Below are 15,915 nucleotides of genomic sequence, written 5' to 3'. Positions count from 1 at the left end.
GATATGTACGTCGTTTTCATCCGTACATATCTCCCCTCCTCGTAAATCGAAACTGCTAGACTGGTAAAACAGGAATCGGAAACTTACTTGATGAACTCGGCGACGTTGTCGCTGGTGACCTTCACGTAGTCAACATAGATGGACTGCTCGCCCTCGGCATAGGTGGTGCCGCCCAGCAGGCCTTCCATGCACTCCACAGCCTTCTCGGCCTGGCTCTGCGCATCGTTCAGAACGGTACCGGTCATCTCGCCGGCCTTGACGGCGTCCAGAGCGGCGTCCAGAGCGTCAACACCCACGATGTAGATGTCCTTGCCAACGGTGCGGCCAGCGGTCTTGATGGCCTCCATGGCACCCAGAGCCATGGAGTCGTTGTTGCTGAAGACAACCTCGACCTTATCGCCGAACTGAGCCAGGTCGTTGGCGCAGATCTCCTGGCCCTTGTTCTGATCCCAGTCGCCGCGGGTCAGGTTGAGCTGCTCAACCTCCATGCCGGCATCGGTCAGAGCCTTGACGGAGTACTCGGTGCGCAGCTTGGCGTCGATGTTCTCGGGGTCGCCCTGGATCATGATGTAGGAGACCTTGCCGTCGCCGTTGATGTCGCCCTTGGTCTCGGTCTCCAGGATCAGCTCGCCCTGGAAGGTACCGGACTGAGCGGCGTCACAGCCGACGTAGACACACTTGTTATAAGAGGCCATGTCCTCGGCGGTGGGCTCACGGTTGATAAAGACGGTGGGGATGTCAGCGGTCTGCACCAGGTTGACGATGGAAGAGGCGGCGCTGGTCATGACGGGGTTGATGATGAGCGCGTCCACGCCCTGAGCGATGAAGGTGTTGATCTGCTCGGTCTGCTTGGCCTGGTCGTTGTTGCCGTCCACCACGGTGACCTCGTAGCCCTTGTCCTTCAGGATGGTCTCCAGAGCGGTACGGTAGGTGGTCATGAAGTTATCGTCGAACTTGTAGATGCACACGCCGACGGTGCCGCCAGCGGGCACCTGGCTCTCAATCCCCTCCACGACGGCGGAGCCGGTGGGAGCAGGAGGGGTAGAGGTGGTGGCGGTACCGCCGCCGCAGGCGGCCAGGGACAGGACCATGCAGGAACCAAGGATCGTTGCAAGAACTTTTCTCTTCTTCATTGGATGTCGCTCCTTTTCAATATGTGGAGATGCTCTTCCAACAGATCCGGATGCCGGATATGTACCCGCCCCCTGGGAAATCCATAGAGCCAATGTCAAATAAGTACATATGTAACGCCATCCCTACCCGTTTTCAGAGGCTGATGTGGGCTTTCCCACAGCTTAGCTTTACAGTAGCATCTTTTTTATAAAAAGTCAATAAAGAGCGCCCCCGACGATATTCACTTTTTCGTCATAATTTGTTGTTTGTGCAAAATAAATAGAAATAAAAATGAAAGCAATCTACAAAAAAGAGTGTAAAAGATTTTAAATAAGTTGCTTTTTGAATCAAAATCGCATTTGTGCACCGCTGATTTTTATAGTAATCAAAGATTAATTGTGCAGAATGAACGGGGTAGTATAGCAAAATGACATGCCGATTCGGAAGCGATAAAAAGAAAAAATGACAGATCAAATCTTTGCTTTTTTATCGATAAGCCCGGAAAAATAAAAATGTATGCGAGGAAAACGGAAAAAAGCACGGCATGCACGTAAAAAAACATGTTTACAGGAGCAGTTCATGAAAAAAGAGGAGGATGTTTCAGCGGGCTTAAGTGCCTGGAAAGATTTTAAACGTTGAATTTTGTCAAAATGGTGCCGTGATATACTATTTTTGATAAGATAGACGGGATTATAAATGGTTTTTTCGTGCTCAATCCATAAATGGACGTGGACGGGCCAAATGTTCAAAAGGGAAAAGAGGGGTTTCCATCCCACACCTGTATGGATTTTTTCGCATGGGATAGCCGGGGTGGGGAGCGCAGTTGCCGGATACGCTTCTTTCCGCTATACTATTAGTCGCAATCCACAGTTAGAAGGGGAGAGCAGACCATGTTACAGGATGATTTTTACAAGCGCTATGGACTTGCACCGCAGGTCCGATCCCTCTCCGTGGCGAGCACCGGGCATCAGCACTGTATCCCGGGATACCAGTGGGGACCGGGTGTGCTGGATCACTATCGCCTCTATCACATTTTATCAGGGCATGGGAATCTGCTTCTGGGAGAGCGCCACTTCCTTCTGGAGGCGGGAGACAGTTTTCTGGTCTATCCCGATACAACCGTACAGTTTTATGCAGAACAGGCTAAGCCCTGGGAATATGTATGGGTCGGCTTTTCCGGAAGCGACGCACGGGAACTGGTCGAACAGACCGATTTCCGGCCGGATTATCCGATTTTACTCAATGTTTCTTCCAAATCGCTGGGACGGATGCTGCTGGAACTGCACCGGGAGGAGCGTGGGAGTCTGGCGTGCCAGGTGGCATCCACAGGCCGCCTGTACCTCATTTTTGCGCTCCTCAGTGAAAAAGCGCAGCAGTCCAGACGTACGCCGCCGCCCCGGACCGATTGTGCCCGGATGGCGGCCAGATACATTATGAACAACTATGAACAGCCCATTACCGTGGAGGGACTGGCGGAGCTTTTCTCGGTCAGTCCCAGCAGCCTGTACCGGAGTTTTACCACCCATTTTCAGGTGTCGCCCAAGCGATTTTTGATGGAGTACCGTATCCAGAAGGCGTGTGCGATGCTGGTAAACAGCAGCTTTTCCGTACGGGAGATTTCCCATTCCGTCGGGTTCCACGACGCGCTGTATTTTTCCAGAGCCTTCAAACAAGTGATGGGGCTTTCTCCCCAGGCCTACGCAAAACGCTACCGCACCGCAGAGCCGGCGGACCGCCAGAAGAGAAATGCTGATTGAAAAATCCATCTGAGATGCGAAAAGCCCATTTTATCAGAGCGGATCTTGCAGTATAATAGGCGTGAATCAGCGATCTCTGCCTGTTCCGCGGGTGAGGAAGCAGAGATCCGGGAGAGAGAGGGGAGCGCCTGCCCCCTCAATTTAAGGAAATGGGTGAGAATGATGAGAGAATTTTCCGCACTGTGCCAGGCGCTGGAATCGGGAGCGCTGGATGACACACTGCGCACACTGTCCTGCCTGGGCGCAGAGATCCCGTCTGCGGCCAGAAGCCGGGTAGCCCGGGTGGCCAAGGGATTTCGGGAGACCTTTGGACGGGAGGAGCATACGCCGGTGGCGGTCCTCTCCGCGCCGGGGCGGACCGAGATCGGGGGCAATCATACCGACCACCAGCGGGGCCGGGTACTGGCGGCGGCGGTCAATCTGGATTTCCTGGCCTGCGCCGCCCCAAACGGCACCCAGGTCATCCGCTTCCAGTCGGAGGGTTGGCCCATGGTGGAGGTGGATCTGAACACCCTGGAGCCCCAGGAGGAAGAGCGGGAGACCACGGCCTCTCTGGTGCGGGGCATGGCGGCCCGGATCGCACAGCTGGGTTACACACCGGCTGGCTTTGATGCCTATGCCATTTCCGACGTGCTGCCCGGGTCGGGACTGTCCTCCTCGGCGGCCTGCGAGGTGCTGCTGGGCAACATCCTCAACACCCTTTTCTGTAAAAACGAGCTCTCTCCGGTGAGCATTGCCCAGATGGGCCAGTATGCCGAGAACCAGTTCTTCGGCAAGCCCAGCGGGCTGATGGACCAGATGGCCTCCTCGGTGGGCGGCGCGGTGGCCATTGACTTTGCCGACCCCGCTGCGCCGGTGATCGAGCCGCTGGCCGTGGATCTGGAGCAGCAGGGCTATGCCCTGTGCATCGTGGATTCGGGCGCCGACCACGCCGACCTCACGGCGGAGTATGCCGCCATTCCGGAGGAGATGAAGGCAGTAGCGGCCTTCTTTGGCAAGTCTGTGCTGCGGGAGGTGCTGGAGGAGGACTTCTGGCGGGCATTCCCCGAGGTGCGCAAGGCAGCGGGCGATCGGGCCGTGCTGCGCGCCATGCATTTCTATGCCGATGACCGCCGGGTGGCCCAGGAGGCTGAGGCCCTGGCCGCCGGGAAGTTTGACGCCTTCCTGGCTCTGGTAAAGGAGTCGGGCCGCTCTTCCTGGACCCATCTTCAGAACATCGCTCCGGCCGGTGCGGTGCGGGAGCAGGCTATGGCCGTGGCCCTGGCCGCGGCTGAGCGGGCCCTGGACGGGACGGGGGCCTTCCGGGTCCACGGCGGCGGATTTGCCGGGACCATCCAGGCCTTTGTGCCCCGGGAGCGGCTGGATGCCTTCCGGACACAGATGGAGGAGATCCTGGGAGCGGGATGCTGCCACATCCTGTCCATCCGTCCGGTGGGCGGCGCGGTGATTTGGCAGTAAGCAGGGCATGGAATCAAAAAGGAGGAATTTTGAATGGCTATTTTGGTACTGGGCGGAGCGGGATACATCGGCTCCCATACCGTATATGAGTTGATTGATGCGGGCCGGGATGTGGTGGTGGCCGATAACCTCCAGACCGGTTTCCGTGCCGCGGTCCATCCGAAAGCCCGTTTTTATGAGCTGGACATCCGGGACCGGGCGGCGCTGGACGCCCTGTTTGAGAAAGAGAACATTGAGGGTGTGATCCACTTTGCGGCCTCCTCCCAGGTGGGAGAGTCCATGAGTGATCCCCTGAAATACTATGATAACAACCTGCATGGGACCATGGTGCTCCTCGCCTCCATGGTGGCGCACGGGGTGGATAAGATCGTCTTCTCCTCCACTGCTGCCACCTATGGAGAGCCCGAGCGGGTGCCCATCCTGGAGTCCGACCGGACCGAGCCCACCAACTGCTACGGAGAGACCAAGCTCTCCATGGAGCGGATGATGGGCTGGGTCTCCCGGGCCCACGGCCTGCGGTATGTGGCCTTGCGCTACTTCAACGCCTGCGGCGCCCACCGCTCCGGCGCCATCGGAGAGGCCCATGACCCGGAGACCCATCTGATCCCCCTGATCCTCCAGGTGCCCAATGGACAGCGACCCTGCATCAAGGTCTTCGGCGAGGACTATCCCACCCCCGACGGGACCTGCATCCGGGACTATATCCATGTCTCCGATCTGGCCCAGGCCCACATTCTGGCGCTGGACTACCTGATCCGGGGCGGCGAGAACAACGTGTTCAACCTGGGCAACGGCGTGGGCTTCTCCGTGCGGGAGGTCATTGAGTGCGCCCGGAAGGTGACGGGGCATCCCATTCCCGCCGAGATGGCGCCCCGCCGTTCCGGCGATCCCGCCCAGCTTATCGCCTCCTCTAAAAAGGCCATGGAGGTCCTGGGCTGGAAGCCGGAGCAGAACGATCTGGAGACCATCATCGCCTCGGCCTGGAACTGGCACAAGAGCCATCCCAACGGATTCGGGGAGGGCTGAGCCATGGAGGTGAACGAGGCCATTCAGGCCCTGGTGGATTACGCCGCGCGTACCGGCCTCATTGGGGAAGAGGAGCGGGTCTGGGCGGTGAATTCCCTGCTGGAGGGACTGAAGCTGGACAGCTGGACCGCACCCCAGGCTCCTGTCCCGGAGCGGCCGCTGGCGGAGATCCTGGAGGTGCTACTGGACGACGCCCATGCCAGGGGAGTGCTGGAAGAGAACTCGGTGGTCTACCGGGATCTCTTTGACACCATGCTCATGGGACGGCTCACGCCCCGGCCCGGCCAGGTGGTGGAGCGCTTCCGCGCCCTGCGGGCAGAGAGTCCCCAGGCGGCCACGGACTGGTACTATACCTTCAGCCAGGATACCAACTACATCCGGCGGGACCGCATCGCCCGGGATATGCAGTGGAAGGTGCAGACGGAATACGGCGCGCTGGACATCACCATCAACCTCTCCAAGCCGGAGAAGGACCCCCGGGCCATCGCGGCGGCCCGGGAGCTGCCCGCCTCGGACTATCCCCGGTGCCTCCTGTGCCGGGAGAACGAGGGGTATGCTGGACGGGTCAACCATCCGGCCCGGCAGAACCACCGGGTGGTGCCGGTCACCATCAACGACTCCCCCTGGTATTTGCAGTACTCCCCCTATGTCTACTATCCGGAGCACTGCATCGTATTCAACGGCGCACACGTCCCCATGAAGATCGATCGGGCCTGCTTTGCCAAGCTGCTGGACTTTGTGGGACAGTTCCCCCACTACTTTGTGGGCTCCAATGCAGACCTTCCCATCGTGGGCGGCTCCATCCTGGCCCACGACCACTTCCAGGGCGGGCACTATGCCTTCCCCATGGAGAAGGCCCCGGTGGACCGGGAAGTGGAGTTCCCCGGATTCCCGGATGTCAAGGCGGGGATCGTCCGCTGGCCCATGTCGGTACTGCGCATCACCTCCGCCCGGCCGGAGCGTCTGGTGGAGCTGGCCGACCGGATCCTCACCTCCTGGCGGGGATATACCGATGAGGCGGCCTTTGTCTTTGCCGAGACCGAGGGAGAGCCCCACAATACCATCACGCCCATCGCCCGGCGCAGAGGGCAGGCCTATGAGCTGGACCTGGTCCTGCGCAACAACATCACCACGCCGGAGCACCCGCTGGGGGTCTACCATCCCCATGCGGAGCTGCACCACATCAAAAAGGAGAACATCGGCCTGATCGAAGTGATGGGGCTGGCCGTGCTGCCCGCCCGTCTGAAGGCTGAGCTGGCGGCGGTGGCCGACCACCTGGTACAGGGGACCAGCCTGCGGGAGGACCCCCTCACCGCCTCCCATGCGGAGTGGGCCGAGGGATTCCGGCATAAATACGCCTCCTTTACGGCGGAAAACGCCCTGGGGCTGGTGGAACAGGAGACCGGACTGGTCTTTGCCCGGGTGCTGGAGCACGCGGGGGTCTACAAGCGCTCTCCCGAGGGACAGGAGGCCTTCCTCCGCTTTATAAGGCAGGTGTAATACATGACACAGTGGATTTCCGCCCCCTTTGGTGTGACGGCCGCCGGAGAGGCGGTCACGTGCTGGACGGGGCGCTGCGGGGACTATACCGTACAGGTGCTGACCTACGGGGCGGCCCTTCGGTCCTTCTGGGTGCCCGCTCCCGAGGGAAGCCGGGACATCCTGCTTGGCTTTGACACGCTGGGAGACTATGAGGCACAGGACAAGTATATGGGGGCGACCGTGGGACGTGTAGCCAACCGGATCGGAGGGGCCTCCTTTGTTCTGGAGGGCCACACCTATCCCCTGGCGGCCAACAATGGCCCCAACTGCCTCCATGGAGGGATGCGGGGGTTTGACCGGGCGGTGTGGACGGCCCGGCTGGAGGGGGAGGAGCTCCTCCTCACCCACCACAGCCCCGATGGAGATGAGGGATTTCCGGGGGGCTTGGAGGTGGAAGTGCGCTATGGCCTGGACGAGGCGGGCGCGCTCTCCATCACCTATCAGGCCCGAAGCGACCGGGATACCCTGTGCAGCCTGACCAACCACAGCTATTTCAATCTGGCCGGACACGGAGCGGGAACATTGGAAGGACAGTCCATCTGCGTTCATGCCGATGCCATCACGGTCACGGATGGGGACAGCACCCCCACCGGGGAGCGGCTGGCGGTGGACGGAACCCCCTTCGACCTGCGGGAGAGTGTCCCATTCCTGGAGGGGCTGGCAAAGGACCATCCGCAATTGGAGCTGGGCAGAGGGTATGACCACAATTTTGTGCTTCATGATCTTCCCGCCGGTCCGCTGCGTACCGCGGCGGAGGTGACGGGACATGGACTGCATCTGACCTGCCGGACCACACAGCCAGGCCTCCAGCTCTATACGGCAAACTATCTCGCAGGTGAGCGGGGAAAAGAGGGGGCCGTCTACGGCCCGCGCAGCGCCTTCTGCCTGGAAGCGCAGGGCTGGCCGGACGCCATCCATCACCCGGATTTTCCGAGTATCGTCCTCCATCGGGGAGAGACCTACCGACAGTGTACGGTCTATCAGGTGGAGAAAAGCAGATAAACGAAGAAAAGCGGAGCGTGTATCGTTGGGATACACGCTCCGCTTTTTATATGGGAAAACGAGCTGAGCCCTGTGCCGCACCGGCACAGGGCTCAAGAGAGGGGAAGGAGGACGTTAAGCGGGGATATCCTCCATCAGAGAGATGATAGAGCTTTCGGGGGCGTCCGTTTTGGGAGCCTCTTTTTTAAAGCGCTTGAACACGATGCTGCCCAGGAAGCCGGCCAGAGAGCCGCCCAGCGCGGCCAGGACCAGCGCCAGCACCACGGTCTGAGGATCGTTGAAGGCAAAGGGAGCCAGAAGGCCGGGGATGGGGGAGGCGGTGCCGGGGGCGTTGTTCACGATGCCCAGCATGGCGGCTGCGATACCGGCCAGTCCGCCGCCGAAGAAGTTGGATCCGTAGATGGGAATGGGATTGCGGGTGATGATGGGAGCCTGAGTCAGGGGCTCCAGCATGACGGCAATGATGTTGCTCCGGTCACCCAGGTGGAGACGGGCAAAGATCAGACCGTTGGTGAACGAGCCGCCGAAGCAGGCGATGGCCGCAATGCCCATGGGAAGACCGGTGAGGCCCAGCATGGCGGTGAGGGCCATGGAGCTGAGGGGAGAAGTGCAGATCATCTTGATGATGCCGCCCAGCAGGAAGCCCATCAGGAGGGGAGACTGCTCGGTGGCAGCAGTGATCATAGTGCCAATGTAACCCATGGCGCTGTTCACGACAGGGTCGGCAGCAAAGGCGACCAGGCGGGCAATGGGAGCCAGCATCAGGGCGCCCAGGATCACATCCAGACCCGCGGGGAGATACTTTTCAATCAGGGGAGAGAGGAAACCGACCAGATAGCCGGCCACAAAGCCGGGCAGGATACCATATCCGCCCACGGCCACGCCGGCAACGACGGCGAAAATGGGATTGGCACCCATGCCGATCGGAACCAGGATGGCAGCGGCTACACCGCCCATGCTGCCGGACATGCTGCCGACTTCGCCGAGAAAATCAATGCCGATCAGATTACCGGAAATATATTTGTGGATGGCCTCCACCAGGAAGGTAGCCACGGCCGCGTTGGCCAGACCAGACATTGCCTGAGAACCCTTGGGCGCCTTCATGCTGAACAGAGAAAAACCGGCCAGTGTCAGCAGGAGCAGGCCCATACCGAGAAGAATCGTTGTCATAGACGCTCGCACCTCCGTCGTCTGTTTGGGTGGTAACTTCTTGTTGTACTCAGTTTATAGAAGAGTTTCATAAAACAACAGGAAGTAACAGAAAGAAAACTATAAAATATGACGGTAGATGGAACTTTGTAAGAGTTATCAAAAAGTGATGGGGGGTGTTTTGTGCAAATAGCAGATAAAGTAATCTGGATTAGAAGAAAAAGGGAAAAATGAGCAGAAAATCAAGTCATATAATGAGAAAGAATTGAAAAAGATGAAAAATGGCGCATGAAAAAGTAACAAAAAAATACGCCTTCCGGCAACGAGCCGAAAGGCGTAAAGGATCAGCGACCAGCACACAGGGCAGCCAGTGCATAGAGAAATTTTTTGACCGAGACACGTCCGTGGACGGTGGTCTTTCCGCGGATACAGTCCATTTCCCGGCGTACCTGCTCAAAGTGGTAGAGCGTGCCGGCATACTCCGTAAAGGTATCGTTGGAATAGTCCTCAATCCCCAGGTTGGCCAGATTCACCATGCCGGCCATGGCAGCCCGGCGGATGCGCTGCTCCATGGCCTTGGGGGAATCACTGAACCGGTCACAGAGCTGCGCCACGGTCAGCTGCTCCTGCTGCCCCTGGGAGGAGAGGAGATACCCGACAATCTGAGAGATGTCCCGGCAGGCGGGATCGCCGCTGATGCCAATGCGATGGAGCACGGCATTGAGCGCGGATTGCTGCCGCTCGCTGTTGTCGGGAGGCGGCGTTGGGGCGGAAGAGACCCCGGCGGGGGCGCCGCCCTGGAGAAGAGAGCGCATCTGGTCCATGGTGCGGTCCATGGTCAGGAGTTTTCCCACCTTGCGCAGGACGCTGACCACCTCGATGCTGTTGACCGGCTTGGAGAGAAAGAAGTCCACGCCGGCCGAATAGGCCTCTGCCACCATATCCTTGGAGGTGACCTGGGAGAGCATGACAAAGCGCAGGTCCGGATAGCGGCTGCGGGCCTGACGGACAAACTCGATGCCGTCCATTCCGGGCATGAGAAGATCCACCAGAACGATATCCGGACGCATATAGCGCAGGTCCTCCAGCGCATCCAGACCGCTGGCCGCGCTGCCGATCACACTGCCGGAGTCGCTGTCTTCAATGATCATGCGCAGGATATTGAGCGTGGCGGAATCGTCATCAATCAGATAGAACAGCATGCTGTGTTCCCTCCAGTTCCCGCATGGGTATGCGGATGGTAAACAGGGTGCCTCCGTTCTGGGACGAGACCTGAATGGTTCCGTGGAGTTCCTCCTCCACCAGGTCCTTGACGATGGTGAGGCCAAGCCCTCGGTTGATCTCCCCTGTGGTATAGTTGATTTTGCTGGAAAAGCCCGGGGTAAAAATCTGCGCCATGCGCTGAGGCGGGATGCCGCCGCAGTCATCCTCTACGGTAAAGAGGAAATCGTCCCTCTCCCGCCGCTGGGTCAGCGTGAGATGGGCGGTATGGCCGGTCCCCGCGGCCTCCAGTGCATTGTTGAGCAGATTGCGGAAAATAGACATGAGGTAGTGGTGCTGTGTGGTGTAGAAATTGTCGGAGAGAGAAGTGGCGCACACCACTTCTTTGCCGCAGGCCTGGGCGGTGCGCTCCACACTGTGGGTCAGAATGGAGAACAATTCCTCCAGCTCCATACCGGGGATCGTGGAGGCGCGCTCCAGCGCCTCGGAGATGCCGCGCATGATGAGGAAATATTCCTTCTTCACCTCGTGAATGTCCTTGGCGATGGTGAGGGCCGTCCCGGCGGTCTCCTCGTCCGCGCCGCCGGCGCGGAGCTGACTGTACAGACGATAGGCGGCGTTCATGGTATTCTCGATAAGAGCCGTTCCCTTGTCCATCCAGGCTACCTCACTTTTGAGGGTAGCCGTCATGAGCAAAAGACGCTGGTAGCGCTCTGCATCATCCCGGCGAAGGACCTGAAAGCCGTAGTTGTCCAAAGTGCGGATGATCAGAAAGGCGAAAAGCGAACGGCCGATTCCCACCGCCAGCAGCTGAAGCAGCAGGGACGGGGAAAAGACGCCCCACCCCAGACGGATGAGCAGCTCCACAAAATTGGCACATACGTCGATCCCCACCAGCGGGAGGCAGAGCTTGGCGCGGAAGGGATGGAAGGAACAGCGTCTGGCATACAGATCAAAGAGCAGGCCGTAGGTGAGATAGAAAAAGAGCTCGGGTGCGTGGGCCGGAATACATCCCTGGAGAGAAAACGTGGTCACTCCCTGGATCAGGCAGCGCAGCAAAAAGACACCGGGCGCAGCCAGCGCGGCGGTGGGGAAGAGGGGGATATCCGGCGTCAAAAAGAGAAGGACCGGCAGGAGAATGACGGCCACGGAGATATTGAATTCCTGCGTAAAGAGGTTGATGGAGATCTGGGAGGCCAGAGCCACCAAAAGTGCGCTGGCCACCCAGGGGCGGCGGATCAGCTTGGAAGTATGCTCCATAATATGACACCTGCCACAAATTCAAACTGATTTGATTGGATGAAGTGTACAAAAGAAGTGGGCGCACAACCGGACAATTAAGTTATATCTTTCATGATACCGCACTTTTATGGATTTGTACACTGGGGAATTCCCCTCTTTATGGCAGCGGGTCAATAAAAGGAGAACGGCGGTCTGCGGCGAATGCCGCGGACCGCCGCAGAAATCAAGGGCGCAGGACCATGGTAAGGTCCACATGTTCCGGGTGGAAAAAGATATCGCAGAAGGCAACCGGAACATCGGACAGATCGTAAAAGACCTCCTGCCAATTGAATAAGGCGGTGCCGGAGGGAAGCTGGAGGGCCCTACAGGCGTCTTCCTCACAGCGGCACCCCAGGTGGGTGGCATAGTAGGCAAAATCCCGGCCGCAGTAGGTGCGGATCCAGGGAAAGAGAGAATCGTCTGTGGAGAGGGGCTCCGGCTGGCGCTGGAGCATCTCCTCCGGGATGGAGGTGCGGCAGAAGAGCATGGGACGCTCCCCCACGGAGTAGAGCCAATCCAGCTCATAGACCGTGGTACAGGGGACCGGAAAACGGCGGCGCATCACCTCGCGGCAGGGAACATAGCCGCTGCGCAGGGTCTGGCAGACCACCGGACCATCTCCCGTGTCCAGAAGTTTGGAAAAATCGGAGGTCAGATCCATACGATAACGGAGCTGGGAGACCGAGGGGTGGGCAAAATTTCCCTTTCCGTGCCGGCGGGTCAGATAGCCCTCCTGCAGCAGGGCCTGGGTGGCCTCCCGCACAGTGGAGCGGCTGACCCCCAGCTTGCGGGTCAATTCCTCCTCCGGCTCCAGCTGATTTTCGCCGGCTTTCATACCGTGGATCTGATCCAGCAGATAGGCATAGGTGTGGGACCAGAGGCGTTGGGATTTGGGCATAGGGTTCCTCCTTGCAATGGGAACAGGACAGTTACAGGGGGCGGATGGCGGCGGTGTACTGGTCCAGATCCCAGGCGCAGGTGTCCCGGGTGACCAGTTCCGCGACCGTCTCACCCACAACGGCGGAGACCACCGCCGAGCTCTTGAACCCGGCGGCCAGGATCAGGCCGGGCACAGGAGCCTTTCCGAAGATGGGCTCATTGTTGGGCGTGTAGGGGGAGGCGGTGACCCAGCCCCGCAGGATGGAGACCGGCTCCAGGGCGGGAAAGAAGTGCAGGACCTTTTCCCGGATGTTCCGGCAGTGTTCCATCGAGGTACAGTCCTGCCCGGCCTCGTCCACCGCGGTGTGGGGTTTGGTGGTCTCGGCCAGAAGGATGTTGCCGTAATGGCTCTGTCCAATGCAGAGAGAGGTGACTGCCTTCTCGGGGTTGTGGGCCTCCGCAAAGAAGGCGGCGGAGGAGTAATAGGTCTTGAGGAAGGGCTGGATGGCCTCGGTCACGAAGGCCTCGGCCTTGACGGAGTAGACCGGGACATCCAGTCCGGCGGTGGCGCAGAGGGGGCGGGTGCCCGCGCCGGAGGTCACGATCACATGCTCGGCCCGTACCGTGGTGCCGTCCGCCAGCATGACGCCGGTACAGACGCCACCCTCCACCAAAAGGGAGGAGACGGTGGAAAACTCCCGGACCTCCAGGCCATATCTGCGGCCCTGGCGTACAAGGGCATATTGATAGTGGAAGGGATAGACGCGCCCCTGCTCAAAATAGCTGGCCGCCAGCACGGTGCCGGGCGCCAGGTTGGGCTCGGCCTCCTGAAGGGCGTCGCCCTCCAGCCAGTACACATCCAGCCCGGCCTCTTTCTTTTCCTGGAAGAGCCGCTCCAGCTCGGGGAGATGCTCCTCGGACTCCGCGCCGATGAGAGAGGGGTAGGACTGGTATCCGATGTCACAGCCCAGCTCCTCGGTCATGGTCTTCATGCGAGCGAAACCGGCCAGGGTGAGCTCATAGCTCTGCCCCATGGAGGCGTCCTGGACCTGGACATTGCCGAAGTTGGCACCCGAGGCCCCCCGGCTGATCTCCTTCTCCTCCAGCAGGAGGGTGGGGACGCCGGCCTTGGCGAGAAAATAGGAGCAGGCGCAGCCGAAGTAGCCGCCGCCGATCACAATGGCGCCATATTTATTCCGCATCGTCGTCCCTCCCTAATGTATCCACCCCGCAGGGAACCGTGGGGAAGCGGGGCTTGTCGGCCTGAATGGTCTCCGGAGTCTGAATGCCCTGACTCATGAGGATCTGCTGGATGAGGCGGCCGCAGGTGCGGCCCTGGCAGGCACCCATGCCGGCCCGGGTGGCCCGCTTGATGCTGGCCACCGTGTGGCAGCCGTCGGCGATGGCCTGGAGGACGTCGGCCTTTGTGACCTCCTCACAGCGGCAGATGATGATATCGCGGTCTTCCATTCAGCGTTCCTCCCTTCTCAGCCGCCGGAGAAAGCGGACTTGATCCCGATACTCGGCGGGGATGACCAGTGTGACCAGCGCAGTGCGGTTGAAGACGGGGCGCTGGTCCACCGACTGTACCACAGCGGGACAGACCTCGTTGCCCAGCCGGTCTACCGCCACTACCTCCTGCCCCGGAACGGGGAGGGGGCGGTACTCATAGGGGAAGGTAATGGAGGCCTTGCCGTCGCCCAGGTCGGGGACCTGGAAGAAGATGGCCTGTCCGGGACAGGCGGCCACGCAGAGCTTGCAGCCCACGCACTTCTCGGGATCGAATTCCGGGCGGCTGTTGAGGGTGGACTTGACGATGGCCCCGGTCTTGCAGACCGTGGTGCAGGGGTTGCAAGGGATCTCCTGGCAGCACTCCAGGAGGGCAAAGCCCCGGGACGGCTGATTAGACATGACAGGCGCCTCCTTTCTCCATGATGCGCTCCTTACAGGCCAGGCGGCGGGCGGCGTGGGCTCCGCTGCGGAGGGAGCGCAGGCTCTCCTGGAGCTCCTCCATCCGCGCCTGGGCGTGGGGAGCGGTATAGCCCAGGGAGACGGCGGCGTGGATACCGGCCAGACGCCCTTCCTCCAGGGCGGTGTTGGCCTCTTCCACTCCGGCCAGGTCGCCGCAGACATAGACGTTGGGATCGGAGCTGCGCATCCAGGCGTCGTGGACCGGGAGGATGCCCCCCAGCGCCCCCTCATAGGTGGTGCGGCAGCGGAACATGGAGGCCAGCTCCGTGCGGGGATTGAGGCCCACGGCCAGCAGGATGGTATCCACGGGGATGGTCTGCTCGGTGCCGGGGATGGGGCGGAACTTCTCGTCCACCTGCGCGATGACGGCCTCCTCCACCCGGTCGGTGCCCCGGGCCTCCACCACAGTGTGGGAGGTATAGACCGGTACGCCCGCCCGCTGGATCTTTCCGGCGTGGACCAGATAGCCGGTGATCTGGGGCGCAGCCTCCACCAGGGCACGGACCTCCGCCCCCGCCTGCATGAGCTGGTAGGAGACGATGAGTCCCACGTTGCCCGAGCCCACCATGAGGATGTTCTTGCCCACCAGGGTGCCGTGGACATTGCTGAAGGTCTGGGCCGCTCCCGCCGTCATAACGCCGGGGAGGGTCCAGCCGGGGAAGGCCAGGGCATTCTCCTTGGCGCCGGTGGCCAGGATGACCTTTTTGGCCTCCACCGCCTCCACCTTTCCCTGGTGGAGAATGGAGACGCAGCCGTTGTCCATCCGGCCCAGGGCGCGGGTGTCCAGCAGGGTCTCCACACCCAGGTCGTTGGCCTCCTGGAGCAGGATATCCGCGATCTGGAATCCCCGGGTGCCCGCATAGTGAGCCCCGGAGCCGAAAAACTTGTGGATCTGCTTGTAGAGCTGACCGCCAGCCTTGGTGTTCTCGTCCACCAGCAGGACCTTGGCCCCGCAGCGGGCGCCCTCGATGGCGGCCCCCAGACCGGCCGGTCCGGAGCCGATGACCAGAAGATCCGTCGTTCTCACAGGACACCCACCTTTCCGAGCCCGTGCTGGGTCTCTATGACCATGCCCTCCTCCAGCGGAGTGGTGCAGGAGCGGACATTGGGCTTTCCGTTGACCACCACAACGCAGTCGTTGCACTGGCCGATGCCGCAGAAGAGACTGCGGGGCTGGCCGGTTTTATGGGTATGCCGGAAGACCGAGATGCCGTTATCCAGCAGCGCCGCGGCGATGGGCTGGCCGGCCAGACCGGTGAGGGTGCGTCCGTCAAAGGAAAAGGTGACCGGAGTCCGGCTGGGATAATCCACGATGGGGTGTTCCTCGATATGCTGAGACATGACCGTGTGACCTCCTTCGCATGTTAGCGTACAACTTGTACGTACAACTGAGGACATTATAAGACATACAGGGAAAAAGCGCAAGGGGAAAGAGAAGAAAAAGCGAAAAACTACACTCCGGCGTTTGAACTTCCTCTTGTATCGCGCCGTTTGCGGTGGTACACTAGAGGAAAGC

15 protein-coding genes are annotated in these 15,915 nt (G+C 60.3%); 5 read left to right on the top strand and 10 right to left on the bottom strand.

The window, feature by feature from the left end; all coding sequences use genetic code 11:
- Positions 1-83: 83 nt before the first annotated feature.
- Positions 84-1,133 carry a galactose ABC transporter substrate-binding protein gene (locus tag INF37_RS08665; protein ID WP_193537731.1) on the bottom strand — a complete coding sequence of 350 codons (1,050 nt, stop codon included), beginning with the start codon at positions 1,131-1,133 and terminating at the stop codon, positions 84-86.
- A gap of 870 nt (positions 1,134-2,003) precedes the next feature.
- Here INF37_RS08665 and INF37_RS08660 point away from each other — a divergent pair.
- The 5 genes from INF37_RS08660 (at position 2,004) to INF37_RS08640 (ending at position 7,898) form a co-directional block, all read left to right on the top strand.
- Positions 2,004-2,870, top strand: a complete 867-nt coding sequence (locus INF37_RS08660; RefSeq protein ID WP_193537729.1) for an AraC family transcriptional regulator — start codon at positions 2,004-2,006, stop codon at positions 2,868-2,870.
- Positions 2,871-3,029: 159 nt separating this feature from the next.
- Positions 3,030-4,328, top strand: coding sequence for a galactokinase (locus INF37_RS08655; protein ID WP_408004146.1), 1,299 nt, complete (start codon positions 3,030-3,032; stop codon positions 4,326-4,328).
- 33 nt (positions 4,329-4,361) lie between these two features.
- Positions 4,362-5,354, top strand: a complete 993-nt coding sequence (gene galE, locus INF37_RS08650; protein ID WP_186964103.1) for a UDP-glucose 4-epimerase GalE — start codon at positions 4,362-4,364, stop codon at positions 5,352-5,354.
- 3 nt (positions 5,355-5,357) lie between these two features.
- Positions 5,358-6,854: a UDP-glucose--hexose-1-phosphate uridylyltransferase gene (gene galT, locus INF37_RS08645; protein ID WP_193537727.1), complete on the top strand. Its 1,497-nt coding sequence runs from the start codon at positions 5,358-5,360 to the stop codon at positions 6,852-6,854.
- Between the two features lie 3 nt (positions 6,855-6,857).
- Entirely contained in the window at positions 6,858-7,898 is a 1,041-nt protein-coding gene (locus INF37_RS08640; RefSeq protein WP_193537725.1) for an aldose epimerase family protein, read from the top strand.
- A gap of 114 nt (positions 7,899-8,012) precedes the next feature.
- Here the strand turns inward: INF37_RS08640 and INF37_RS08635 are convergent, their stop codons facing one another.
- The 9 genes from INF37_RS08635 to INF37_RS08595 form a co-directional block, all read right to left on the bottom strand.
- Positions 8,013-9,068 (bottom strand): PTS sugar transporter subunit IIC, encoded by a 1,056-nt coding sequence (locus INF37_RS08635; RefSeq protein ID WP_101691329.1) that lies wholly within the window; start codon positions 9,066-9,068, stop codon positions 8,013-8,015.
- Between the two features lie 323 nt (positions 9,069-9,391).
- Positions 9,392-10,249, bottom strand: a complete 858-nt coding sequence (locus tag INF37_RS08630) for a DNA-binding domain-containing protein (RefSeq protein WP_193537723.1) — start codon at positions 10,247-10,249, stop codon at positions 9,392-9,394.
- Positions 10,230-11,528, bottom strand: a complete 1,299-nt coding sequence (locus INF37_RS08625; RefSeq protein WP_193537721.1) for a sensor histidine kinase — start codon at positions 11,526-11,528, stop codon at positions 10,230-10,232. The genes INF37_RS08630 and INF37_RS08625 overlap by 20 nt, the downstream gene beginning before the upstream one ends.
- Before the next feature lie 205 nt (positions 11,529-11,733).
- Positions 11,734-12,447, bottom strand: coding sequence for a GntR family transcriptional regulator (locus INF37_RS08620; RefSeq protein ID WP_193537719.1), 714 nt, complete (start codon positions 12,445-12,447; stop codon positions 11,734-11,736).
- 31 nt (positions 12,448-12,478) lie between these two features.
- Positions 12,479-13,630, bottom strand: coding sequence for an NAD(P)/FAD-dependent oxidoreductase (locus INF37_RS08615; protein ID WP_186964098.1), 1,152 nt, complete (start codon positions 13,628-13,630; stop codon positions 12,479-12,481).
- Positions 13,620-13,898, bottom strand: a complete 279-nt coding sequence (locus INF37_RS08610) for a (2Fe-2S)-binding protein (protein ID WP_101691324.1) — start codon at positions 13,896-13,898, stop codon at positions 13,620-13,622. The genes INF37_RS08615 and INF37_RS08610 overlap by 11 nt, the downstream gene beginning before the upstream one ends.
- Positions 13,899-14,339 (bottom strand): 4Fe-4S binding protein, encoded by a 441-nt coding sequence (locus INF37_RS08605; RefSeq protein WP_145996805.1) that lies wholly within the window; start codon positions 14,337-14,339, stop codon positions 13,899-13,901. It lies immediately after the preceding gene.
- Positions 14,332-15,426 carry an NAD(P)/FAD-dependent oxidoreductase gene (locus tag INF37_RS08600; RefSeq protein WP_193537717.1) on the bottom strand — a complete coding sequence of 365 codons (1,095 nt, stop codon included), beginning with the start codon at positions 15,424-15,426 and terminating at the stop codon, positions 14,332-14,334. The genes INF37_RS08605 and INF37_RS08600 overlap by 8 nt, the downstream gene beginning before the upstream one ends.
- Positions 15,423-15,740, bottom strand: a complete 318-nt coding sequence (locus tag INF37_RS08595; protein ID WP_101691323.1) for a (2Fe-2S)-binding protein — start codon at positions 15,738-15,740, stop codon at positions 15,423-15,425. Before INF37_RS08595 ends, INF37_RS08600 begins: the two co-directional genes overlap by 4 nt.
- Positions 15,741-15,915 lie beyond the last annotated feature (175 nt).

Source organism: Pseudoflavonifractor gallinarum (genome assembly GCF_014982855.1).
GTDB classification, from domain to species: Bacteria; Bacillota; Clostridia; order Oscillospirales; family Oscillospiraceae; genus Pseudoflavonifractor_A; species Pseudoflavonifractor_A gallinarum.
The sequence above is the reverse complement of the archived record's forward strand: the minus strand, read 5'-3'. Positions and strand labels throughout refer to the sequence as shown.

Excerpts from the sequence above, each read along its gene's own strand:
- INF37_RS08665 (WP_193537731.1), bottom strand. The coding sequence starts at position 1,133 with ATGAAGAAGAGAAAAGTTCTTGCAACGATCCTTGGTTCCTGCATGGTC.
- INF37_RS08660 (WP_193537729.1), top strand. The coding sequence starts at position 2,004 with ATGTTACAGGATGATTTTTACAAGCGCTATGGACTTGCACCGCAGGTC.
- INF37_RS08655 (WP_408004146.1), top strand. The coding sequence starts at position 3,030 with ATGATGAGAGAATTTTCCGCACTGTGCCAGGCGCTGGAATCGGGAGCG.
- galE (WP_186964103.1), top strand. The coding sequence starts at position 4,362 with ATGGCTATTTTGGTACTGGGCGGAGCGGGATACATCGGCTCCCATACC.
- galT (WP_193537727.1), top strand. The coding sequence starts at position 5,358 with ATGGAGGTGAACGAGGCCATTCAGGCCCTGGTGGATTACGCCGCGCGT.
- INF37_RS08640 (WP_193537725.1), top strand. The coding sequence starts at position 6,858 with ATGACACAGTGGATTTCCGCCCCCTTTGGTGTGACGGCCGCCGGAGAG.
- INF37_RS08635 (WP_101691329.1), bottom strand. The coding sequence starts at position 9,068 with ATGACAACGATTCTTCTCGGTATGGGCCTGCTCCTGCTGACACTGGCC.
- INF37_RS08630 (WP_193537723.1), bottom strand. The coding sequence starts at position 10,249 with ATGCTGTTCTATCTGATTGATGACGATTCCGCCACGCTCAATATCCTG.
- INF37_RS08625 (WP_193537721.1), bottom strand. The coding sequence starts at position 11,528 with ATGGAGCATACTTCCAAGCTGATCCGCCGCCCCTGGGTGGCCAGCGCA.
- INF37_RS08620 (WP_193537719.1), bottom strand. The coding sequence starts at position 12,447 with ATGCCCAAATCCCAACGCCTCTGGTCCCACACCTATGCCTATCTGCTG.
- INF37_RS08615 (WP_186964098.1), bottom strand. The coding sequence starts at position 13,630 with ATGCGGAATAAATATGGCGCCATTGTGATCGGCGGCGGCTACTTCGGC.
- INF37_RS08610 (WP_101691324.1), bottom strand. The coding sequence starts at position 13,898 with ATGGAAGACCGCGATATCATCATCTGCCGCTGTGAGGAGGTCACAAAG.
- INF37_RS08605 (WP_145996805.1), bottom strand. The coding sequence starts at position 14,339 with ATGTCTAATCAGCCGTCCCGGGGCTTTGCCCTCCTGGAGTGCTGCCAG.
- INF37_RS08595 (WP_101691323.1), bottom strand. The coding sequence starts at position 15,740 with ATGTCTCAGCATATCGAGGAACACCCCATCGTGGATTATCCCAGCCGG.